Origin of the sequence: Thalassospira sp. HJ, assembly GCF_000948415.1 — a bacterium.
Taxonomy (GTDB): Bacteria; Pseudomonadota; Alphaproteobacteria; order Rhodospirillales; family Thalassospiraceae; genus Thalassospira.
Genome location: NZ_JYII01000021.1, coordinates 189875 through 213805, shown reverse-complemented (window position 1 = coordinate 213805; position 23931 = coordinate 189875). Strand labels below are relative to the sequence as shown.

The 23931-nt window shown below is 56.1% G+C and carries 19 protein-coding genes; 6 read left to right on the top strand and 13 right to left on the bottom strand.

Annotated elements, in window-relative coordinates:
* Window positions 1–41 precede the first annotated feature (41 nt).
* Both UF64_RS18790 and UF64_RS18785 read right to left on the bottom strand, forming a co-directional pair.
* Window positions 42–1595, bottom strand: a complete 1554-nt coding sequence (locus UF64_RS18790) for an ABC transporter substrate-binding protein (RefSeq protein WP_044830136.1) — start codon at window positions 1593–1595, stop codon at window positions 42–44.
* Window positions 1596–1696: 101 nt separating this feature from the next.
* Entirely contained in the window at window positions 1697–2467 is a 771-nt protein-coding gene (locus UF64_RS18785) for a class II aldolase/adducin family protein (protein WP_044830135.1), read from the bottom strand.
* 191 nt (window positions 2468–2658) lie between these two features.
* Between UF64_RS18785 and UF64_RS18780 the strand changes: the two genes are divergently transcribed.
* The 3 genes from UF64_RS18780 (at window position 2659) to UF64_RS18770 (ending at window position 5894) form a co-directional block, all read left to right on the top strand.
* Entirely contained in the window at window positions 2659–3363 is a 705-nt protein-coding gene (locus UF64_RS18780) for a GntR family transcriptional regulator (RefSeq protein ID WP_044830134.1), read from the top strand.
* Window positions 3360–4406: a histone deacetylase family protein gene (locus UF64_RS18775; RefSeq protein ID WP_044830133.1), complete on the top strand. Its 1047-nt coding sequence runs from the start codon at window positions 3360–3362 to the stop codon at window positions 4404–4406. Before UF64_RS18780 ends, UF64_RS18775 begins: the two co-directional genes overlap by 4 nt.
* A gap of 108 nt (window positions 4407–4514) precedes the next feature.
* Complete coding sequence (locus UF64_RS18770) at window positions 4515–5894, top strand: aspartate aminotransferase family protein (RefSeq protein WP_044830132.1); 1380 nt, start codon at window positions 4515–4517, stop codon at window positions 5892–5894.
* Between the two features lie 77 nt (window positions 5895–5971).
* Here the strand turns inward: UF64_RS18770 and UF64_RS18765 are convergent, their stop codons facing one another.
* From UF64_RS18765 to UF64_RS18745, 5 genes are read right to left on the bottom strand one after another with little or no spacing between them, the layout of a single operon-like run.
* Entirely contained in the window at window positions 5972–7015 is a 1044-nt protein-coding gene (locus UF64_RS18765) for an L-idonate 5-dehydrogenase (protein WP_044830131.1), read from the bottom strand.
* A 3-nt stretch (window positions 7016–7018) separates the two neighbouring features.
* Window positions 7019–8293, bottom strand: coding sequence for a TRAP transporter large permease (locus tag UF64_RS18760; RefSeq protein WP_044830130.1), 1275 nt, complete (start codon window positions 8291–8293; stop codon window positions 7019–7021).
* Complete coding sequence (locus tag UF64_RS18755; protein ID WP_044830129.1) at window positions 8290–8799, bottom strand: TRAP transporter small permease; 510 nt, start codon at window positions 8797–8799, stop codon at window positions 8290–8292. Before UF64_RS18755 ends, UF64_RS18760 begins: the two co-directional genes overlap by 4 nt.
* Window positions 8800–8856: 57 nt before the next feature.
* On the bottom strand, window positions 8857–9831 hold the full coding sequence (locus UF64_RS18750) for a TRAP transporter substrate-binding protein (RefSeq protein ID WP_044830128.1): 975 nt from the start codon (window positions 9829–9831) through the stop codon (window positions 8857–8859).
* Between the two features lie 26 nt (window positions 9832–9857).
* On the bottom strand, window positions 9858–10568 hold the full coding sequence (locus UF64_RS18745; RefSeq protein ID WP_044830127.1) for a GntR family transcriptional regulator: 711 nt from the start codon (window positions 10566–10568) through the stop codon (window positions 9858–9860).
* Window positions 10569–10695: 127 nt separating this feature from the next.
* Here UF64_RS18745 and uxuA point away from each other — a divergent pair, with 127 nt between their 5' ends.
* From uxuA to UF64_RS18730, 3 genes are read left to right on the top strand one after another with little or no spacing between them, the layout of a single operon-like run.
* The gene (uxuA, locus tag UF64_RS18740; protein WP_044830126.1) at window positions 10696–11913 is read left to right on the top strand and encodes a mannonate dehydratase; all 1218 of its coding nucleotides are present in this window, start codon (window positions 10696–10698) and stop codon (window positions 11911–11913) included.
* A 3-nt stretch (window positions 11914–11916) separates the two neighbouring features.
* A complete protein-coding gene (locus tag UF64_RS18735; protein ID WP_044830125.1) occupies window positions 11917–13371 on the top strand; it encodes a mannitol dehydrogenase family protein in 1455 nt (484 codons plus the stop codon).
* Window positions 13368–14279: a sugar kinase gene (locus tag UF64_RS18730; RefSeq protein ID WP_044830124.1), complete on the top strand. Its 912-nt coding sequence runs from the start codon at window positions 13368–13370 to the stop codon at window positions 14277–14279. Before UF64_RS18735 ends, UF64_RS18730 begins: the two co-directional genes overlap by 4 nt.
* Window positions 14280–14552: 273 nt before the next feature.
* Here the strand turns inward: UF64_RS18730 and UF64_RS18725 are convergent, their stop codons facing one another.
* The 6 genes from UF64_RS18725 to dnaA form a co-directional block, all read right to left on the bottom strand.
* The gene (locus tag UF64_RS18725) at window positions 14553–15518 is read right to left on the bottom strand and encodes a hypothetical protein (RefSeq protein ID WP_044830123.1); all 966 of its coding nucleotides are present in this window, start codon (window positions 15516–15518) and stop codon (window positions 14553–14555) included.
* 56 nt (window positions 15519–15574) lie between these two features.
* Window positions 15575–16297, bottom strand: coding sequence for an NYN domain-containing protein (locus UF64_RS18720; RefSeq protein ID WP_200892702.1), 723 nt, complete (start codon window positions 16295–16297; stop codon window positions 15575–15577).
* A 646-nt stretch (window positions 16298–16943) separates the two neighbouring features.
* Window positions 16944–19400: a DNA topoisomerase (ATP-hydrolyzing) subunit B gene (gene gyrB / locus UF64_RS18715; protein WP_044830121.1), complete on the bottom strand. Its 2457-nt coding sequence runs from the start codon at window positions 19398–19400 to the stop codon at window positions 16944–16946.
* Window positions 19401–19422: 22 nt separating this feature from the next.
* On the bottom strand, window positions 19423–20580 hold the full coding sequence (gene recF / locus UF64_RS18710; RefSeq protein ID WP_044830279.1) for a DNA replication/repair protein RecF: 1158 nt from the start codon (window positions 20578–20580) through the stop codon (window positions 19423–19425).
* Between the two features lie 63 nt (window positions 20581–20643).
* On the bottom strand, window positions 20644–21762 hold the full coding sequence (dnaN, locus tag UF64_RS18705) for a DNA polymerase III subunit beta (protein WP_044830120.1): 1119 nt from the start codon (window positions 21760–21762) through the stop codon (window positions 20644–20646).
* Between the two features lie 330 nt (window positions 21763–22092).
* Window positions 22093–23646 (bottom strand): chromosomal replication initiator protein DnaA, encoded by a 1554-nt coding sequence (gene dnaA, locus UF64_RS18700; protein WP_082049898.1) that lies wholly within the window; start codon window positions 23644–23646, stop codon window positions 22093–22095.
* Window positions 23647–23931 lie beyond the last annotated feature (285 nt).

Below are 23931 nucleotides of genomic sequence, written 5' to 3'. Positions count from 1 at the left end.
TCAGAAAAAGGGGCGGGCCGAAGATTGGCCCGCCCGCAGACTCATTTTTCAATCCAGGCGTTACGCGGACCGTCATTGATACCGATGGCAGTCGTCACCAGATCGTTGACGTTGCAACGGTAGATGGTCGGGAAGGTTAGCTCCTGCATCCAGGCAACGGGCACGTCATCGACGATTTCCTTCTGGATTTCGAGATAAGCTGCTTCGCGCTCTGCAGGCGTCACCATGGTTGCGGCCGCGGCCCATTTTTCATCGAGAGACGGGTTTTCATAGCCTTCGACATTGTTCCACGGGCTGCCTTTCTTGATGCGGTCGGCGGTATAGTTGCGCGATACACCAAGGGCCGGATCACCGTACTGATAGAGATAGGTGAAGGCCATGTCATAGTCCCACTGGGACGTTTTTTCGTTCCAGCCAGCAACGTCGGCGCTGTCGATTTCGACATTGATGCCCACTTCGCTGAGGTTCTGACGCACGGCTTCGGCCCAGCGCTGCCAGGTTTCACCGTATGGCAGCGGCAGGATGCTTACGGGTTCGCCGTCATAGCCCATCTCGGCCAGGAGTTCCTTGGCCTTGTCCGGGTTGTGATCATAAATGGTCACGTCATCGGAATAGAAGTTGGTGCTTGATGCGATCGGGCCGGTCGCGACCTTGCCATAACCGTTCCAGACCACGTCCTTCATGAATTCACGATCCATGGCGTACATGACAGCCTGACGGAACTTCTCGTTTGCGGTCGGACCTTCGCGGTTGTTCAGCCACATCCACGACAGCGGTGCGAGGAATTCCCAGCCCTTTTCGGTGACGCAAACGCCATCCATTTCGGCCAGACGCGGAATATCCCAGTTTTCAACCGAACCACCCGGCAGAACATCAACTTCGCCGGTTTCAAACGCCACTGCACGGGCCGCAGCATCCGGAATCACGCGATAGAAGACTTCGTCGAGATAGGGCAGGCCATCAACATAGTAGTCCTCGTTCTTAACAAGGTGGATGTGGCTGCCCTTGACCCATTCGTCAAACTTGAACGGACCGGTACCAATCGGGGTGGCGTTGGCCGGGTTGTTGGCGAAATCAGTGCCTTCGTAGATGTGCTTGGGCACGATCGGCATGGTGCCGTTTTCAAAGGCGTTGATGAACGGACCAAACGGCTCTTTGAGTTTGAAAACAACCGTCATCGGATCCGGTGCGGTGATGCTTTCGACATAGGCCAGCGATGCACGCAGACGGGCATGGGTTTCACGCAGGAAAACATCGGCCGAGAACACGACGTCGTCTGCCGTGAACGGCTCGCCGTCATGCCATTTGACGCCTTCGGTCAGTTGGAAGGTATAGGTCAGACCGTCTTCGGAGATTTCCCAGCTTTTGGCCAGGCTCGGCATCGGGTTCAGGTCGCTGTCATAGCGCAGAAGGCTTTCATAGATGTCGCCCGCAACCAGCTGGGTCGGGCCGTTCTGAATGAGGCCAAGCATCAGTCCCGGCGGTTCGGGCTGAACAACGATGTCAAGACGACCGCCAGCTTCCTGGGCGGCCAAAGGCGACGCCAGGCTGGCAGCGATTAGGAACGTAGTCGCTTTCAGTTTTAGGTATTTCATAGCAATCCCTGATTGTTTTCTGGATTTCAGATTTTTGTTGTTTTTGTTTTTACGTAGTCGGCCTTGGTCCAAAGCCAGCAATTGCGGCTTCGGGCGCTGGATTACCCGAGGTAACCCGGTGCGCTGACCTCGAGCCTGCGGAGTTGGGCCGCCCATTCCGGGTCTGATTTGCCCTTGTTTTCAAAGGAGTCGTACATCGATTGGTACTGGCCAGCGGTGTGTTCTGCGACCTCGTGCGACAGGACAACCGGCGTCAGCCCCATGCCAAGGGCCGCAACCTGCGCCTTGCAGGACCGTTCAAGATTAAGCGCCAGTTTGACGGCCTCGGCCACGGACCGGCCCAGCAACAACGTGCCGTGATTGCGCAAAAGCATGACCGATTTGTCACCGAGATCGGCAACGATGCGTGCGCGTTCTTCAAGGTTTAGCGCAATGCCCTCGTAATCATGGAAGGCGATACGGTCATAGAACTGTGCCGACCACTGATTAAGCGGCAGCAGGCCTTCCTTGTTTGAGGAAACAGCAACGCCCGCGACAGTATGGGTGTGCAAAACGCACGCCGCGTCGTGACGCGCCATGTGGACCGCCGAATGAATGGTGAAGCCCGCCGCATTAACACCCGCGCCATAGGGATCGTCGATCACGGCACCGGTTTCATCGACCGTGACCAGATTGGCCGCCGTGACCTCGTCAAAGCGAAGGCCATAGGGGTTCAGCAGGAAGCGCTGTTCACCGCCCGGCCCGGAAGGAAGGCGTGCCGAAATATGGGTGTAGATCCCGTCATCCATGCCTTCGAGCGCAATCAGCCGATAGGCCGCCGCCAGATCGCGTCGAATTTGAGAAACCGATTGCCCACTCGCACCATCACGCATTGATGCCGCCCTTTCGTATTCGTGTTGTCTTTTTTGATTTGTTCAAGGCTGCGGGATCATCCGTGCACAGTCAAGTAAATTGTCGACAATCTACAATTCGTTCCCTAGACTGATCTCATCATGCTAATTCGTTTGGCATTGTTTTCGCGCTTCCCACATAGAACCCAGACACATCTTTTTCAGGGTCGTACATGACAGAAACACAGCCATCTTCCGGCTTCCAACAGCTTGATCGTGAAGGACTCGTACAGCGCGTCGCCAAACTGCTGAGCAAAGCGATCATCAGTGGACAGCTTGCCCCTGGGGCACGGTTATCCGAATCGGTTGTTGCCCGCGAATTGGGCGTCAGCCGCGCGCCGGTTCGCGAAGCGGCACGGTTGCTTGAAAGCTCAGGCCTTGTGACATCCGAACCCAACCGGGGCTTTTTCGTCCGTCAGGTTTCGGCCAAGGCACTTGATGATCTGTATGAGTTGCGGCTGGCGATTGAGACCGCAGTGATTGTGCGGCTGGTGCAAAACTGGACGGAAGAAACCGACAAGATGCTTTCTGCGCAGGTGCGCGAGCTGCATCGGGTTGCGATTGAAGACACCGATATCTTTACCCAGGTCGAAGCCGACATGCAGTTTCACCGGCTGATGTGTACGGGCAGCGGCAACCCGAAATTCCTGACTGTTTTCGAACAGATCGCCATCGAGACCGAGTTCAGCATCATGCTGATCGGGCAGCTTTATGATGATCCGACCCGGATCGCCGAAACCCACGAACCGATCCTTGAGGCACTTCGTGCGCAGGATACCAACCAGGCTATTGAGGCCATCCGCTACCACCTTTCCGAGGCGCAACGCATCGTCACCAAACAGTTCCGCCTCCTCGAAGAAGGTAAGACTTCGATATGAAATGCTTCTACGCCCCCGAGACCGAAACGCATGATCCGCTGTTTCGACTGACCCATGGCAAGCTCCAGCGCAATGCCGAACAGGCCGAACGTGCAAGGCTTCTTCTTGCCGGACTTGATGCGCTGTCGCTTTCCGTAACTGCCCCGGCACCTGCCCCACGTGCCGCACTCGAAGCCGTTCACACCAAACGGTTTCTGGGCTTCCTTGAAACCGCCTGGACCGAGTGGCAGAAGCTGCCCGATGCCGGGCCGGAAGTCGTGCCCAATGTCTTCCCTCGCACCACCACCGCGTCCTATCCCGAAACCATCGTGGGCCGTGCCGGTTGGCACATGGGCGATACATCCGCGCCAATTGGCGAGCATAGCTGGCGGGCGGCTGTGCGCGCGGCTGATTGCGCGGTTGCCGCCACCGACGCGGTTTTAAATGGCGATGCCAATGCCTATGCGCTGTGTCGTCCGGCGGGGCATCACACCAGTGCCGAAATTGCTGCCGGTCATTGTCTTTTGAACAATTCGGCGATTGCCGCCGCACGGTTGCGCAGTAAGCATGATCGGGTAGCGACACTTGATATTGATGTCCATCACGGCAACGGCACGCAGGATATTTTCTATGAGCGTGATGATGTCCTGACGGTATCGATCCATGCTGACCCCACGGACTATTACCCGTTCTTTACCGGCTTTGCCGGGGAAACCGGCAGCGGTGCCGGGACCGGCTATAACCTTAATATCCCCCTGCCTCGCACCACCACCGATGCCGTCTGGCTTTCAGCTATCGACACCGCCCTTGCCCGCATTGATGCGTTCAAACCCGATGCACTGGTCCTGAGCCTTGGTCTTGATACCCATGAAGACGATCCGTTGATGGGGATGAAAATATCCTGGGATGGATTGCGCACGGCCGGTGAGAAAATCGCCGCGGCGGGCTATCCGACAGTGATCGTGCAGGAAGGCGGTTATTTGTCGCCGGCACTTACCACGTCACTGAGTTCTTTCCTTTCGGGCTATCTGGGGGCAAAGATACCTGTCCTTGAGCCCAATTAAGCCGCGCTATGTAAAGCCACCGATAGCGCGTTTCGCCACTACCAAGTAACATGCACCAAACAATGGCCGCCCCAGATACGGGCATCCTCATTTAAACGGGAGTTTCACATGAACCATCGGCCGAATTCGCTCCACATGTCGGACATCGCCCACTCGATGCATCCCTATACCAACATGCGCCTGCATGAGGAAAAGGGCCCGATGATCATGACCGAGGGCAATGGCGCGCGCGTCACCGACAGCGAAGGCAAGGAATATATCGAAGGGTTGGCTGGCCTGTGGTCGGTTGCCGTTGGTTTTTCCGAAACCCGTCTGGCCGATGCTGCTTATGCGCAGCTCAAGCGTCTTCCGTATTATCACAGCTTTGCGCACAAGGCGCATGAGCCGTCGATCCGTCTGGCCGAGAAGCTGGTTGAAATGACGCCCGAAGGCCTGAACCGAGTGTTCTTTACCAACTCCGGCTCGGAAGCCAACGACACCGTCGTCAAAATGGCGTGGTTCCTGAATAACGGTTTGGGTCGTACGAAGAAGAAGAAGTTCCTGTCGCGCACCAAGGCCTATCACGGGATTACCATTGCATCGGGTTCGCTGACCGGTCTTGCCGGCAACCAGAAGGACTTTGACCTGCCGGCCATTCCGGTAACCCACCTTACCTGCCCGCATTACTGGCGCTATGGCGAGGAAGGCGAAACCGAAGCAGACTTTACCGCACGCCTTTTGAAGGAACTTGAAGACACCATTCTTGCCGAAGGTCCGGACACCATTGCAGGCTTCATTGGCGAGCCGGTGATGGGTGCCGGTGGCGTGATGACCCCGCCGGAAGGTTACTGGCCGGGTGTTGCCGAGATTTGCCGCAAGTATGACATCCTGCTGGTGTCGGACGAGGTCATTAACGGCTTTGGCCGCACCGGGGAGCGTTTTGGCTGCGAGAAATATGGCTTCACGCCAGACATTCTTGTGACCTCCAAACAGCTGACCTCATCCTATATGCCGCTCGCCGCGATCGTGGTGAATGACAAGGTCTATAACGCGATTGCCGATAACACTGCCAAGCTTGGCAATTTCGGCCATGGCTTTACCGCAACCGGCCATCCGGTTTCCTGTGCGGTCGGTTTGGAAAACCTCAAGATCATTCAGGAACGCGATCTGATGGGCAATGCCAAACGTCTGGAGCCGATGTTCCAGGACGGTTTGCGAGCCTTCTCTGATCATCCGCTGATTGGTGAAATCCGTGGTGTTGGTTTGATTGCCGGCCTTGAGATGGCGGACAAGAAAACCAAACAGCCATTTGGCAAACCGGGTGCGGTCGCCGCCAAGGTCGTGGCCCTTGCCGCCGAAGAGGGGCTTATTGTCCGCAATGTCTATGACACGGTCGCACTTTGCCCGCCGCTAATCGTGACCGAAGACGATGTGCGTGAAATCCACGCCCGTCTTGGCCGTGCGCTTGATCGTGCACTTGAATGGGCCAAGTCCGAAGGCATGCTGTGATCTGAAAAAGCATTGGCGCAGCGCGATCAAAAATCGTGCTGCGCCAAATTTACAGGCCGCATCATCAGCGGCGAAGATCAGCTGGCGAAAGACAGCTGTACCTTGACCGATTTGCTGCGGTCACGGGCGATATCAAATGCCTCTTTGGCGGTTTCGAGCGCATAGGTCTGGGTGATGACCGGCGCGACATCGATCTCGCCGCTATCAATCATCCGCACGGCATCGCCAAATTCCGTATGGAAACGGAACGTCCCGGTAACGGTGATTTCCTTGGCAACCAACGGGTTGAACGGAACCGGCATTTCACCAGCAACACCTACCTGAACAAGAATGCCTTGCGGACGCAGCGTGCTGATCGCGGTGCGCAGTGCTGCTGGTGCTGCCGAACATTCAAGGCAGACATCGAAATGCCCCTTGTCGCGTTCATAGGCCGTCAGCTCATCCCCCGCCGTTGCAATATTGATGGTGTGGGTTGCGCCCATTTTGCGCGCCACGCCAAGGGCAAAGTCCTGTAAGTCGGTGACAACGATTTCAGTTGCCGCGGCGCGTTTTGCCGCCGCGGCACACAGGCTGCCGATCGGGCCGGCCCCGGTGATAAGGACCTTTTTACCGCTGAGATTCCCAGCACGCGCCACAGCATGCAGACACACCGCAAGCGGTTCTGCGCAGGCCGCACGGCCGATATCGGTGCTATCGGCAATCGGATAGCATTGCCCCTGACGCACGTTGACCAGATCACGGAATGCACCCTGAATATGGGGCATCGGCATGGCTGAGCCGAAGAACTTCATGTTCAGGCAATGCTGTTGCAGATCCTGCTGGCAATATTTGCAGGTGCCACACGGGTGGCTTGGATTGATCGCGACATTTTGGCCAACCGAAAAGCCGGTGACATCCGGGCCAAGGGCGACGATTGTTCCGGCCGCCTCGTGACCGAGGATGATCGGTTCGCGCACGCGGATCTGACCGATGCCGCCTTCGAAATAGTAATGCATGTCCGAGCCACAGACACCACCCGCCCCGACACGGATCAGGATTTCATCGCCGACCGGATCGGTGGTTGCTTCGGTTTCGATCCGCAGATCGTCTTGGCCATACAGGCGGCAAACACGTGTTTGCATGATTTACTCCATCAGGGACGGCAGCCAGGTTGACAGCGCCGGAACATAGGAAACAAGGAACAGGATCAGGATGTTGGTCAGAAGGAACGGCACCAGCGCGCGGATCACGCTTGTTACCGGTGCCTTGGCAATGTTGGCACAGATAAACATGCAGATCCCGACCGGCGGCGTCGTCAGACCGATCATCAGATTAAGCACCGCAAAGACCGCAAAATGAATGGGGTCGACACCGACATTGGTTGCCAATGTCAGAAGCGGGACAAACAGAATGATCAGGGCGGCAATCGTTTCCATGAACATGCCGACGATGAGCAACACCAGATTGATCAGAAGGATCACGACATATTTGTTGTCGGTGACCGAAAGAACCGCATTGGAAATCATTTCCGGAATGCGTTCGGATACCAGAATCCAGCCAAACACGTTGGCCAGACCGACCAGTGCCAGGATCGCCGCAGCCGTCACGGCACTGTCGATGATGATTTTCGGCACCTTGCGCAGCGGCAATTCACGATACACAAAGCAACCAACGATCAGGGCATAGAGACTTGCGATCACCGCCGTTTCGGTCGGGGTGGCAATCCCGGTAAGCAAACCGCCGACAATCAGGCCGGTCATTGCCAGCGCCCAGAACGCACCGATAAAGGACTGCCCCAGTTCGCCAAAGCCCTGCCAGGGTTGATGCGGGAAATTGCGCCGGACAGCCAGAATGTAGCAGGTGACCATCATCGCCAGGCCCATCAGGATGCCCGGAATGGCACCGGCGATGAACATTTTGCCAACCGACACACCCGAAAGCGCACCGACAATGATCATCGGCATGCTTGGTGGAATGATCGGACCGACGGTCGAGGATGCCGCAGTTACAGCGGCCGAGAAGGCCGGGGTGTAACCGGCACGCACCATGCCCGGAATCATCATGCCGCCAATTGACGCCGCATCGGCAACCGCGGTTCCGGAAATGCCGCCAAACAGCATCGAGCCGGTGACGTTGGTCAGGCCAAGGCCACCGCGCATCCAGCCCACCAGCGCATTGGCAAAGCGCACAATACGCGGCGTAATGCCGCCGCCATTCATCAGGTTGCCGGCAAGAATGAAGCCCGGAATACACAAAAGAACAAACACATCCATCCCGGCAAACAGCTTTTGCGGGATCACGACAAGCGGGATGCCTTCAAGCAGCAAATAGCACAGGGATGAAAGGCCAAGCGTTACCGCAACCGGCAGGCCGATGATCAGGCCTAAGACAAAAACACCAAGTAAAACTGCGAGGCTCATGGAAGGTCCTTCGAGGTATCTTCGGGTTTGCCGTCAGATTTACCGGTGATGATCCGGATCATGCGCAGCACGGCGAAAAGGGCAAGAACGGCCAAAAGAATGAAAGCGGTGGCATGGATGAAATCCATCCGCACACCCAATGTCGGCGAGGTTTGAAGCGATCCGATCGAAACAAACATCCAGGCCGGCGACAGCAGCATCAGCGCGAAAATTGCCGTCAGCGCTGCGGCGACGAACATCAGGATGCGTTGCACCCGCGGGGACTGCATTTCACAAACCATATCGACATTGACCATTTCACCATTGCGAAACGACAAGCCGGCCCCGAAGGCCGCCAGAAACAGCAAGGAATGCCGCGTCAGTTCTTCGGTCCAGACCGGTGAGCTGGTCAGAAAGGTTCTTGAAAACACCTGGATCAGAACGGTTGCGATCAGGACGCAAAAGGCCGTCCCGGTTCCGATCCGGCATATTGAAATCAGCAAGGCATATAGTCTGGCAGAAAGCACTTTAACTTCCCCGTCGAGAAAGGTTCGGCCGCACAAAGGCGGCCGAACCGGCAGTAATCAGCGTGCGAACAGGTCTTCGACGATCGGACGGATTTCGTCGGAGACGTTTGCCAACACAGCATCTTTTGCTTTCTGTGCAAAGGCCGCTGTGTCGACTTCGACAAAGGTCATGCCCTTGGACTGAAGCGTCTGGGTCAGGCGCTCTTCGTCAGCAACAAACAGGCCACGCTCATATTCCTGGGCGCGTTTTGCTGCTTCCATGACGGCGTCCTTGTCTTCGTCAGACAGTTTGGCCCAGGTCAGTTCGGAGATGGTGAGGTAAATCCACGAACGGACATGCTCGGTCTTGTTTACGAATTTCTGCACTTCGTTGAAGCTTGCAGAATCGATCAGCGCCAGCGGGTTTTCCTGGGCATCGATAGTGCCGGCCTGAAGCGAGGTAAAGACTTCGGAGAATGCCATCGGGGTCGGCTGTGCGCCAAGGGTTTTCCAGACATCAACGAACAGCGGCACGTTCGGCACACGCAGCTTCAGACCATTAAGGTCATCCGGGCTTTTGATTTCGCGGTTCGAGGTCAGGTTACGCGGACCACGGGCAAAGTAGGCGATCGGACGGATGCGGGCCTTTTCGATGATCTGCTGGGAGATCTGCTCGCCAATTTCGCCACTTGCGACAGCGTCCATGTCTTCAAGGGTCGGATAGGCATACGGCACTGCCAGAAGGGCTGCCATCGGCGCCCAGTTCTGCAGGCTTTCACCGGTAATGGTCATATCGACCGAACCCAGCTGCATGCCGTTGATCAGGTCGATTTCCTTACCGAGCGTTTCGTTGGGGAAAACTTGTACTTCGACACGGCCATCGGTCAGGGCAGAGACTTCTTCCCCGAATTTCACGGCAGCCTTGTGCCAGGCATTCTGTTCATTGGCGAGGTGGCCAAGCTTGAGCGTCACTTCGGCTGCAATGGCAGAAGTGCTCATCATCATGGCGGCTACGCCGGCGAAAATCAGTTTCTTGGTCGTTTTTTTAAGCATCGTTTCCTCCCTGTTCGGTTGATGCCTCAGGACGACAACGCGGAACTGGCGTCGTCAAATAGCTCCGATCTGGAGCGGGCAATATCAGGCAGCGCATGCAGGATTTCACGAAGGTGCTCGCGCATGGCCGCGCTGGCTGCTTCACAATCACGATTGGCGATTGCGGAAACAATTCGGACATGTTGTTCGATGATTTCATCCATCGGGAACTGGAAGTAGCTGAGGTAACGCACCCGGTCGAGCTGGGCGCGGACATCTTCGACCACCTTCCAGGCATAGGTCTTGCCGGCTGCTTCGGCCAGGCAACGATGGAAGTCATGATCAAGTTTGAGGAACCACTGGGCGTCGCCCTGCATCGCCTTGCGCTGATCAACAATCAGCTGTTCAAGACGGGCGATAAAGTCGCTATCGGGTTCCTTGGCAACAAAGCGGGCAATGTCGGCCTCGATCGCTTCGCGCACAAAGCGGGCGTCAAGAACGGCTGCTACCGAGATTTTGCGCACATAGGTTCCGCGTTGGGGGCGGACCTCAAGCAGGCCCTGATCGGCGAGCTTTATGAAAGCTTCGCGGACGGGCTGGCGGCTGACATTGAAATGTTTGGCAAGTTCGGCTTCGGAAAGACGGACACCGGGCAGCAGATCGGTGCAGACAATCCGCTCGCGAATGATGCGATGGATCTGCGGCCCGACCGCCTGATCATGAGAAATTTCCCAGTCCTTGAGTTGAGGATCATCCATCAATCTCTCCTTGCTTTCCTGATCGTTAATGCATACTACCATACTAGTCAACATAATTGTCGCATGATACTGTTCACACTTGTTATAGTCGGTGTCGAACACACCACGCCAATACAGAGAGAATTACATGAAACAAACCTGGAGATGGTTCGGCCCGCGCGATCTGGTCAGCATTGACGATATTTGCCAGGCCGGGGCGCATGGCGTTGTTTCCGCCCTTCATCACATTGCCAGCGGCGCTGTCTGGACCCCTGATGAAATTGCCAAACGCCATCGCGAAATCGCCACCATGCAGGACGGCTCACCATCGGGTCTGACATGGGATGTGGTTGAAAGTCTTCCGGTTTCCGAAGCCATCAAACGCCAGGTTGGCCCGTGGCGCGACCATATCGCGGCCTATAAGGAAAGCCTGCGCAATCTGGCCGATTCCGGGATCAGGATTGTTTGCTACAACTTCATGCCGGTTCTCGACTGGACGCGCACGCATCTGAATTGGCGCCTGTCAAATGGTGCTACCTGCATGCGCTTTGACCTGACCGATTTTGTCGCGTTTGATCTTTTCATTCTGGCCCGTCCCGGTGCGGAAAAGGATTACCCGACTGAGACCATTACGGCCGCCAAGGCCCGCTTTGCCGAGATGCCTGCTGCGCGCCGCGAAGAACTTGAACGCACCGTTGCCTTTGGCCTGCCCGGCTCGGTTGAGAACCTGTCGCTTGAAGATTTGCGCGGGCTTCTTGCCACCTATGCCGAGATTGATGCCGATACGCTGCGCGCCAATCTGGTTGCCTTCCTTGAGGAAGTTGTGCCGGTCGCCCGTGAAGTCGGCATTCGCATGTGCTGCCATCCGGATGATCCGCCCTTTGCGCTTTTGGGTCTGCCGCGCATCATGTCGACCGAGGCCGATTACGCCTTTGTCATGAAGGCGGTCGATATTCCTGAAAACGGTATTACCCTGTGTTCCGGATCGCTTGGCGTGCATCCGGGCAACGATTTGCCGGGCATGATGAAACGTTGGGGCGAACGGGTGCATTTCATTCATCTGCGCAACACCACGCGCGAAAGTGCCGGCCTGCCATGCAGCTTCCATGAAGCCGAGCATTTGGGCGGTGATACCGACATGGTCGCCCTGATCGAGCAGATCCTGCGCGAGGAAGCCCGCCGCAAAGCCGCAGGCCGGGACGACTGGAACATTCCGATGCGCCCGGATCACGGTCAGGACATTCTTGATGATCTTAATCGCAAGGGACAGCCGGGCTATCCGGCAATTGGCCGCCTGAAGGGCCTGGCCGAGCTGCGCGGCGTGATGACCGCCCTTTCAGCACGACTTGACCAGCTTGCGGAGTAGGCAATGACACATTCCGATGCATCAGACCGGGAAACGGACCTGCCGTTGGAAGGTGCCGGTATCGTGCATATCGGCATCGGCGCGTTCCATCGTGCCCATCAGGCGGTCTATACGCACGACGCGATGGCCACACTTAACGGTGACTGGCACATTATCGGTGTCAGCCTGCGCAGCACGGAAATTGTCGATGCGCTCAATGCACAAGGCTGTGCCTTTACGGTGATCGAACGCCATGCCGATGGGCCGAAGGCGCGCAAGATTACCAGCATGACGCGCGCCATCGCGGCGGCGCGCGATGTGGCTCCGGTTATTTCCGCCCTTGCCAATCCGGCGATCCGGATCGTGACCATTACGGTGACAGAGAAGGCCTATGGGATTGATCGCGTTTCGGGAAAGGTGCAGCACGACCATCCTGCCATCAAACACGATCTGGAAAATCCTTCTGCCCCATCGGGGCTGGTAGGCATTCTGGTGGCCGGACTTAAACGCCGCAAGGATGCTGGCCTGCGGCCCTTTACCATCGTTTCGTGCGACAACCTGCCGGCCAATGGCCATCTGCTGCGCGATGGCGTGATTGATTTCGCGACACAGATCGATGCGGATCTGGGTCAATGGGTCGGTGAAAATGTGTCCTTCCCCTCGACCATGGTCGATCGGATCACGCCGGCCGCAACGGAACAAACCTTTGCCGATGCCAAACGCCTGATCGGTCATGACGACCCGGCCGCCATCGAAACCGAACCGTTTTCGCAATGGGTGATCGAGGATGACTTCCCCGATGGACGCCCGGCATGGGAACAAGCCGGCGCCATCCTTGTAAAGGACGTCGAGCCCTATGAGCTGATGAAGCTTCGGATGCTTAATGGCAGTCATTCACTGATTGCCTATGTCGGACAGCTGGGCGGGTATCGTTATGTCCGTGATGCGATGGCAAATGACATGTTTGCCAAACTCGTCGCACGGCATATGGAAAATGCCGCCGCGTCGATGACACCCCTGCCGGGCATTGATTTTGCCGACTACGGCGCCGAACTGGTGGATCGTTTCCGCAACCCGGAAATTGCCCACGAAACCCGCCAGATCGCCATGGATGGCACAGAAAAACTGCCGCAGCGCATTTTCGCGCCCGCCTTGCAGATGCTGAATGCACCGGAACAGCTTGGCACGTTTGCGCTGTGCTTTGCCGCCTGGCTTGCCGTCATGCGCACATGGATCAATGGTGCGAAACCGGGTGACGCCGCGCAAACCCTTAACGATCCGCGCGCAGATGACATTGTCACCACCCTTGGCGACGAACAGGGTGCAGTCGAGATCTATGACCGGCTGGCAAACCTGCAAGGCTGGATGCCCGACGGCCTTAAGGAAAGTGCCGTCTGGCGGGCTTCGGTGATTGCCCGTTTGACGCTGTTGCTTTCCGAAGGTGCGGATCACGCGATTGCGCAAGAGCTGAACTCATGACGGCAAAGCGGTTTGTTTCCTGCGGCGAATGCATGATCGAAATGGCTGGCGGCAGTGACGGTACCGGCGGCCATTGGAAAATGGGCATTGCCGGCGATACGTTAAACACCGCCTGGCATTTCCGAAATGCGACCGATGCAGATGACTGGCACGTGAGTTATGTCACCGCCCTTGGCGATGATCGCTATTCCGGGCAGATATCGACCTTCATCCGCGACGCCGGGATTGAGACCGACGATATTCAGGTTATTACCGGAAAACGTCCGGGTCTTTACCTTATCGGGCAGGAAGATGGTGACCGGTTCTTTACATACTGGCGTGAAAATTCTGCTGCACGACGGATGGCCGATGACACTTCACGGCTGGCATCGGCTTTTACTGATGCAGATGTGCTGTATCTGTCTGGCATCACCCTGGCGATCCTGTCGCCAGATCGCCGCGCAGCCTTGACCGAGCTGCTTGGGCAATTGCCAGCCAAAACCCGGATCGTCTTTGATCCCAACATTCGCCCAGCCCTTTGGGAAGACCGGGAGACCTGCAAGCAGGTGATCACGGATGTGGCCAAACGATCCAGTATCGTGCTGCCAAGCTTTGATGACGAGGCAAGCCTGTTTGGTGATGCGTCCCCGGAAGAGACGGTACTGCGCTATCGCGATCTCGGGGTTGCCGAGGTTATCGTTAAGAATGGCAGCAAGGCCTGCACGTTTCTGAAAGATGGTCAGGCGGCAAGCCTTGAAACACCAAACGTTTCAAACGTTGTCGACGCCACCGGTGCCGGTGATTCCTTTAACGCGGCCTTTCTGGCAGCGCGGTTTGCCAACAGCACGACCGAGGATGCGATTGCGAAGGGTCAGGCCCTTTCAGCCAGGGTCATTCAGACCCACGGTGCGTTGCTTAGAGTTAACTAACACCCACCACTTTTCCTGCTCAAAACTAGCGATAAGATTCTAGATTTTCTTGTCGACTCAAAGAATTTGAAGTGAGTTAAAAAATAATGTGGCAGCATCAATCGGAAAACCAAACTACTTGAGCTTCAGTTTACGGACTTAGTTCTTGCGTCAACTTGCTTGAAACTAAAGCCTGCTGTAAACGTTTACGAGGATGCCTCGAACCACAGTGATGATAAAACCTGACAGATAACCCAGCCTATCAGGATAATCTGACACCAGATTTTGAAGGCGTCAAAAAGGCAAGACGACTGCGTTGAGCCAGTCAATAACAGAGTGATATAGAGCCATAGTCTGGTGAATGATGGCATCAACACCGTATATTCCGACAGCTGTAAGCGTGCCAGCGGCACTGATACCAAGAGCGCCAAACATACCTTTCAGGAAAGCTTCCAAGCTAATGTCGAGCTTCTTGGCCACCCATCGACCGATGGATTGAAGAACACGCGCTGCGCGTGACACTTTCCGAACATCTGGCCGTTCATGGACAAGCTCTTCACTGATGGCCTCTACCGCAGCCTTCAGACCTACCTTCTGCTCCTCCTCAAGCTCGATATCTGAAGGCGGCTGGTTGTGGCCAATTCCTCCATGCTTTACCGGCTTTGTTTCTGCTTTTGAGAGAAGCGCCCGGAGATCTGCCGCATATGATTGGACTGTTAGCCGAACAGCCCTGTCATAACTGGTACCAAAAGATGTACGGGCTCCACGCTCTAACCGCGCATCGATCTGGTCATGGTCAGCAACCGGATCTCTATTTCGTTCCGCGCGCAATGCATGATTAGCAGTAAAGATGCCCCGGGTGCTGGCCGGGTGATCGAACTCGTCGGGTTCCAGTGAAGCAATGGCCTCCTCGTCATAGGCAATTCGGTCTGGATGAAGGAAACTTGGCGCCCACTCGACCGTTCCATCACTTTCTACCTCGTCGATTGCACGGCCAATGATTTCAGCATCAACGTAATCGATAAATTCATTCTCAATTGCCTCACGTGCATCGTAGGGGCCGCCATGGATATATAGATAGCCACCTTCCCTACCATTGTAAGGTGTTTCATTGGCAGGGTCTTCATGGAGTGAATAAAACCATTGTGCGATCAGCTGCACCTGCGCTTCACGGCTAAGCCTGCGAATGCGCGAGGGCGTTACCCGAGGGGCATCCCCGTCAAAAGGATGATCATATCTCTTCCCAACTGGTCGCGCCATCCCTTACCCTTTCGCAATGACCGGCCATCCGGACAAACCTCATGTTCCATGTAAGCCTATGCCTTGGCAGCACCGCCATCCTTAGCTTCATCTTCGATTTCTTTTGTAGTCTTCTTTGCTAAGGGGTTGGCTGTTACCGATCGCAAGCCATCGATGTGGGTCAACAGGTCTGGCGCAATGTGATTCCACATAGGATCTAAAATGAAGTCTATCCCTTCCCTACGGGCGAGCTTAGCAGCTGGTACGAAATCACTATCACCTGCAACCAACACAACTTGATCGACCAATCTCTTTTGAGCCAGCAGCGCAATATCGACGCCAATCCTCATATCGACGCCTGTTTGCTTGGCATAATAAACGAAATCATCGTCTTTCAGATCATTCCATTCTCTTTTACCTTTAAGCAACTCTGTCATGACGCGCTTTTTGATGATCCACGAAGCGGTTTTTTCGTTCAGGTGACCAAGGCGAAGCGCAACCTTTCTAAATGTCGTCATCTCCTGATGAATAGCGGTTCGGAACTTCGCTTCGTCAGAAGTGGCCAAATTGACCGACTTATTTTCAATGGGAGTGTGTACACGCTTCGTCAAAGGCGGGCAGTCGTAAAAAAATACCCGATACAGATCTGACTTCTTAGAGTTTTTGTTTTTAGGCTTCAGGTGCGCGCAGGCCATCTGAAAAGCTGTCTTTGCGACAACACTTGGATCCCTAGCGTTTTTCTTTGGGTATACATGCTTGAAACGATTGATAAAGAACGCTCCATCAATCATGATGGCCATCCGCTCCATAATCCCTCCCCTGCAGCATTATTTTGCAAACAAGCAAAAAAAACCCCTTGGGGTCGGTAGCCTGCTATCAAACCGCTTGCGCGGAGGCTACGGACGGCCAAGGGGGCTATCTTTTTAAAAGGTGGTTTTCTCCCCACCTTTGTAAACGTGTTATACAAATAAAATTTGTACTGAAGCAATAACTTTTTACGTTCTAAAAGACGCACGATTTTGTGAATGTAAATGCATTCACGGAATGCGCACGCAAAACGCCTCACTTTTTTGCGCGTAAATCTTGACCGAAAGCTGCACGTACATTGCGCAGAGGTTGCATATACGTGTCTAGCTCACATTTTCATATGCAATTTGCCACTGGTTGCAAATTTCCACGTTATCCACCCCGGGTGTATGGCGCATGTCGGATCGATCACATCCATACATTTGTCTGGTATCATGTGATACCTGTATCATCGGTTCAGGCAATTAATTCATTGTGCGACCCTGTCAACACACAGCAAGTTTCAACTGAACACACCAAAGCCCGCGACACACGCGGGCTTTGGAAAGCAGGTTACAACTATTGTCAGCGCGTCACAGATTCTAGATTTATGCGTCGCGTTTCCAGTTTTATGAGTCAATTCACACTATCGCCAGCAAATCAAACGTCGAGGTTGGCGACCTTGAGTGCGTTGGACTGGATGAAGTCGCGGCGGGGTTCGACAACGTCGCCCATGAGGGTCGAGAAGACTTCTTCAGCTTCGTCGGCATGCGCCACTTTGACCTGCAGGAGCGAACGGACGTTCGGGTCGAGCGTGGTTTCCCAAAGCTGATCCGGGTTCATTTCGCCCAGACCTTTATAGCGCTGGACCGAGATGCCGCGACGGCCATATTCCATCACCGCATTAACCAGATCGACCGGGCCGTGGATTTTCCAAGTCTTGTCCTTGGCAACGAATTCAGCACCCTTTTCAAACAGCTCGCGCAGTTCGCCAAGGATACCGGCAATGGCACGGGCCTCGGCCGAGCGCAGGATGTTGCCGTCAATCACATGGCGCTGTTCCACACCGCGCAGCATACGCCACAGGACGATCTCATCCATCGGCGCTTCGCCGTGCCAGCCACGATCGTAATCCTCTTCGAGGCTGTCGAGATGCTTGGCGAGCGTTTCGGCTGCTTCACGGCGTTTGCCATCGTCATCAAGCAGCGCCGGGTTGAGCGCCCCTGCAAGGGTTGCCTGTTCCAGCACCGTGATCGGCAGCTTGATCGAGAGCGGCTCAAGGAAGCCTTTGGCCTTACGGGCCAGTTCAACCACACGCACCAGATCCGGACCGGCGAGCTGTTGTCCACCGGAAAGGGTAAGGACGGCTTCTTCGGTGCCCTGTGCGGTCAGGTATTGTTCCATCTCGCGGTCGTCCTTGAGGTACTGGACGGAGTTGCCGCGTTTCGCACGATAAAGCGGCGGCTGCGCGATATAGAGATAGCCGCGTTCGATCAGTTCGGGCATCTGACGATAGAAGAAGGTCAGAAGCAGGGTTCGAATATGCGCACCATCGACGTCGGCGTCAGTCATGATGATGATTTTGTGGTAGCGGGCCTTTTCGATGTCAAAGTCATCGCGACCGATACCCGTGCCCATTGCAGTAATCAGGGTGCCGATTTCCTGACTTGAGAGCATCTTGTCAAAGCGCGCGCGTTCGACGTTGAGGATCTTACCGCGCAGCGGAAGAATTGCCTGGAAACCACGTTCGCGACCCTGTTTGGCCGATCCACCTGCGGAATCACCCTCCACGATGAAGAGTTCGGCTTTGGACGCATCACGTTCCTGACAGTCGGCCAATTTGCCCGGCAGGGACGAGATATCAAGCGCGCCCTTACGGCGAGTCAATTCACGGGCCTTACGGGCGGCTTCGCGCGCGGATGCGGCTTCGACTACCTTGGTGACGATCTTGCGCGCATCAGCCGGGTGTTCTTCGAGCCACTGGGCGAGCTTGTCATTGACAATATTCTCAACCACCGGACGGACTTCGGATGAAACCAGCTTGTCCTTGGTCTGGGAGGAGAATTTCGGATCCGGCACCTTGACCGAGATCACGCAGGACAGGCCTTCACGGGCGTCATCACCGGAAAGGGCAACCTTTTCCTTTTTGGCGATGCCGCTTTCCTGTGCGTAGTTGTTGATCTGACGGGTAAGCGCCGCACGGAAGCCGGCCATATGCGTGCCGCCATCGCGCTGCGGAATGTTGTTGGTAAAGCACAGCGTCTGTTCGTGGTAGCTATCATTCCACTGAAGCGCAACTTCGACGGTGATGCCGTCTTTTTCGCCTTCGATGCTGATGGATTCTTCGATCTGGCGCGATTTGTTGCGGTCGAGATATTCGACAAAGGCACGAATGCCGCCTTCGTAATGCAGCTTGGTCTCGACCGGATCGCCACTGCGTTCATCGCGCAGCGTCAGGATCACACCCGAGTTCAGGAAGGCCAGTTCGCGCAGACGGTGTTCAAGCGTCGGCAGGTCAAACTCAAGCTGGGTGAAAATCTCGCCATCCGGATAGAAGGTGACTTCGGTGCCCGAAAGCGGGGTGCCGTCCTCGGTAATCGGGGCGTCGCCCACGACTTCGAGCGGCTTGATGGCATCACCACCGGAAAACTCCATGTAGTGTTCTTTGCCATTACGCCAGATGCGCAGTTTGAGCAGAGTCGACAGCGCGTTCACCACCGAGACACCCACACCGTGCAGACCACCGGAAACCTTATAGGAGTTCTGGTCAAACTTACCGCCGGCATGGAGCTGGGTCATGATGACCTCGGCAGCGGACACGCCTTCTTCCTTGTGCATGTCGGTCGGAATGCCACGCCCGTTATCGCGGATGGTCGCAGACCCATCGCCATTGAGCTGCACCCAGACGGTGTCGCAATGACCGGCCAAGGCTTCGTCGATCGCGTTATCGACGACTTCGTAGATCATATGGTGCAAACCGGTACCGTCATCGGTATCGCCGATATACATGCCCGGGCGTTTGCGCACAGCTTCAAGGCCTTTGAGAACCTTGATCGATTCTGCGCCATACTCCTGCGGCACTTCACCAGTGTTCGGCGTTTCGGTTTCGTTGGTCATAGGGTCACAACCTCGGCATTCACTAAGGGGTTTCTAAGGTCAGTGTGGCATCTTCCACGCGGAAGAATTGCGCACGACCGTCCAAACCTTCAAACAGCGCCCGGTCCGTACCTGTCATCCAGGCCTGAACGCCAAGCGCCACGATTTCATCAAACAAATGGTTGCGGCGTTCTGCATCCAGATGCGCAACCACCTCGTCAAGCAACAGCAGCGGGCCAGCCCCGCGCGCCTTTGTCTGCAGGCGGGTATTGGCCATAATGATCGACAGCAGCAACGCCTTTTGTTCCCCGGTGGAACATTGATCCGCCGACTGGCCCTTTGCATCATGCCAGACCAACAGATCACTGCGTTGCGGGCCGACCACGGCCCCGCCATAGGTCGCATCACGCCGACGTCCATCGCGCAATGCAGCCCGCATTTTATCTTCGACCTCGACCGCTGGCAGGTTTTCCAGCCAGTCTTCGAGATCGCCGGTCAGCGCCAGTCGAGCGGCCGGAAACGGCCCGATGGCCATGGTCCCCGCACGGCGCAACCGTTCAAGCAATTCAGCACGTGCGACTGCGACCGCAATGCCGTGACGAACCATCGAATCTTCGATCGAGGCCAGCCATTTGTCGTCGCCCTTGCCTTCCTTGAGCAGCTTGGCGCGCGAACGCAAGGAATGCTCATAGGCAGCAACGCGGCTGCTGTGATCGGGATCAAGGCCATAAACCAGCCGATCCAGAAAACGCCGGCGTGCGGACGGACCATCAAGGAACAGGCGATCCATCTGTGGCGTCAGCCAGACCGCGGCACAGACCCGGCCCAAGGCCGCCTGCCCGCGCTGGGCCTGCCCATCAATCTTGACCGCCCGGCGTTCACGCCCCTGTTCAAGGGCGGCCGGATCAAGACCGGTTCCAAGCTGAAACGCGCCGTCGGGCGTATCGATATCGGCCGCCACAGCCCATGCCCGGGGTGCCCCGGTATCCGTTGGCGGCGTGCTGCGCGCGATTTCGCCAAGTTTGGCCCGGCGCAATCCACCGCCCGGTGCCAGAAGAGAAACAGCTTCCAGAAGGTTGGTCTTGCCCGCCCCGTTTGGCCCGGTCAGCACGACCGGCGAGCTGTCGAGCGACAGACGCAGGCCTTCGTAACAGCGAAACTCGCTGAGCTGGATACGGGAAACTGCAAGACGGTTTGTCATCGACGCCCCGTCTTTTGGCATGAGGTTATTGGCAAGAGCAGCCACAGCTTGATCGTGCTACCGTCACACACGCATCGGCATCAGAACGTACAATGCCGAAAGGTCGTCGGTGTCACGCAGGATGGTCGGGCTAGAGCCGTCCGACATCAGAAGGTTAAGCGTATCGCCCTTAACCTGTTTGGCGATGTCGAGCAGATAGCGCGAGTTAAAGCCGATTTCGATATCCTCGGCATCGTAGTTGATTTCAAGTTCCTCGGACGCGGTACCGTGTTCGGGGCTTGAGGCCGAAAGGGTCAGGGTCGTGCCCGACAGAACCACTTTCACCGCGCGGGACTTTTCAATCGAGATCGCCGAAACACGGTCAACCGCATCGGCGAACGCCTTGCATTCGATATCAAGGGTCTTGTCGTTGCCCGACGGAATGACGCGTTCGTAATCCGGGAAGGTGCCGTCAATCAGCTTGGAGGTCAGAACCGCATCGCCAAAGCCAAAGCGGATTTTGGTGTCCGACAGCGCGATATCGACCGCTTCGCCGGTTTCCTCGATCAGCTTGCGGAGCTCACCCACGGTTTTGCGTGGAACGATGACGCCCGGCATGTTTTCCGCACCATCGGGCAGCGGCGCTTCGACGCGTGCCAGACGGTGACCGTCGGTTGCAACTGCGCGCAGGATCTTGGTGCCTTCGGCATCAGTTGCGTGGAAGTAAATACCGTTGAGGTAATAACGGGTTTCTTCGGTCGAAATGGCGAACTCGGCTCGGTCAATCAAACCGCGCAGCTCAGCCGCAGCCAGACCGAAGCTGACCGGAAGGTCGCCACCGGACATGACCGGAAAATCATCAACCGGCAGAACCGCCAGGTTAAACTTCGAACGACCAGCAGAGAGCGTCAGGCGGCCTGCGCCCGGCTCAAGCGCGATCTGCACCTGGGAGCCTTCCGGCAGTTTGCGAACGATTTCATAGAGGGTATGGGCAGGGGTCGTGGTCGCACCCGGTTCAGATACCTCAGCCGTCGTGGTTTCGATGACTTCGAGGTCCATATCCGTCGCGGTCAGCGAGAGACGATCATTCTCTGCCCGGAGCAAAATATTGGACAGAATCGGAATGGTGTTACGTCGTTCAACAACGCTTTGAACATGGGTCAGCGATTTCAATAGCGCCGCGCGTTCGATGGTCAGCTTCATGCCCGTCCTATCCGTCTGTCAGTATTTGTTTAACAAATTGATTTTTAATCAGTTTTCCCACCTGACCCACACCCTTTCGGGTGCGGAACGCGCATTATAACATGCCAGCCCGGAAATCGAAGGATTTTTACGGCTTAAACCCAAGCAAATAAAAGGAGTCGGCGGACAAAAATACGCCCGAAACGCGCAAAGCGGCGCAAACCGCCCGACTCGCAGTTTTGATGAGTAAAATCAGGTATAAAAACCACCCGATTCAAAAACAAAATCCGCCGAAAATTCCGGCGGATTTCATCAAAATTCACATCGATTTTGTGGCCCGGGAAACCCCGATCAGCTTTCAAGCATCCGACGCAGAAGATCGATATCTTCGCACAGCGACGGATCGGTTCCGTGCAGTTCTTCGATCTTGCGCACGGCATGCATGACCGTGGTGTGATCGCGCCCGCCGAACTTGCGACCGATTTCCGGCAGGGAGTGCGTAGTGAGTTGCTTGGAGAGATACATCGCCACCTGACGCGGACGGGCCACCGCACGCGCGCGACGGGCCGAATGCATGTCGGAAACCTTGATGTTGAAATGCTCTGCCACGCGTTTCTGGATTTCCTCGATCGAAACCCGGCGCTCGGACGCACGCAGAACGTCATGCAGGACGTCCTGAACCATCTCAAGCCCGATCTCGCGCCCGACCAGCTGGGAATGGGCAATCACGCGGTTTAGCGCACCTTCAAGCTCACGCACGTTGGCGGTGATCTTGTGGGCAAGGAATTCCATGACCCGCTGGGGCAGTTCGACACCCTGACGTTCCGCCTTGGCTTCAAGGATGCCCAGACGCAGCTCGTAGGTGGTTGCGTGGATGTCGGCAACAAGGCCGGATCCCAGACGCGAACGCAGGCGTTCCTCGATATCTTCAAGATCGGATGGCGACTTGTCGGCCGAAACAATGATCTGTCGGCCCTGATCAACCAGTGCATTGAAGGTGTGGAAGAATTCTTCCTGGGTCGAATCCTTGCCCGAGATGAACTGGACATCATCGACCATCAGCACATCGACCGAACGGAACTGATCCTTGAAATCGACCGTGTTCTTGTCACGCAGTGCGCGAATGAAGCGGTACATGAATTTCTCGGCCGAAAGGTAGATCACCGTGCGGTGCGGCTGCGTGCGGCGGATATGCCAGGCAATCGCATGCATCAGGTGGGTTTTACCAAGACCAACCCCGCCATAAAGGAACAGCGGGTTGAACGGTACCGATTCGGCCTCTGCCAGACGGCGGGCGGCGGCATAGGCAAACTCGTTCGGTTTGCCCAGCACGAAATTGTCAAAGGTGTAGCGCGGATCAAGGGCAGCCGAGATGCCATCATCAGACATGCTGGCAATCGCGGTGCGACCAGCTGCCGTCGGCTGGCACGGCGCATCAGCGACAACGCTGGTGTCCTGAGACTCAGAACCACGCGATGATTTGGAGCGGGCGGCCGGCGCAGCATTGGATGCCGGGGCTGGGGAAGACGCGCCGTTTGATGCACTCTTTGATGCACCCTGGGTGCTACCATTGGCGCCAGATACGATGTTGATTTCAACGAAATGGACATCGGAATCTTCGGCGTGCCAGAATTTCTGGATACGGTCGAGATAGTGCTGAGTCACCCAGTCGCGCATGGCACGGGTCGGCGCGCCCAAACGCGCCACACCGGCCTCAACGGCGATCAAGGCAACCGGCTCAAGCCAGTAGCGATAGGCTGTTGCGCCAAATTCAGCGCGCAGCTTTTCGCGTACTACCTGCCAGGTTGCAACTGCATGATCGTCAAGTGCTGCGTGCTGGTCACCCGCAATCCCCCCGCTGGATTGCCCAAGTGCCGATTGTGTGTCCCTCACGGCGTGCTGCACTGTTAAACCTTTCCCCGAATATCCCTATTTTACCATCACAAAGACCGCAAAAGACAAAACGATAGTGCGTCGCGTTCATCACCGCGGTGATCAACACGCTGGCCTTCCACAAAATCAGGGAAGTGTACTCGCGCCTTTTGTTTTTTTGGTTCTTCGTTGCCAGTCGCTTTGCGCGACCTGCAAAGTCCCAACACTGTACTGATGTGACCCACATCAGGCAAGGCGATCTTTAACAGAACGTTAAAAGGATTTCGCAACCAAAACGTCCCTTGTTTTCTGCGGTTT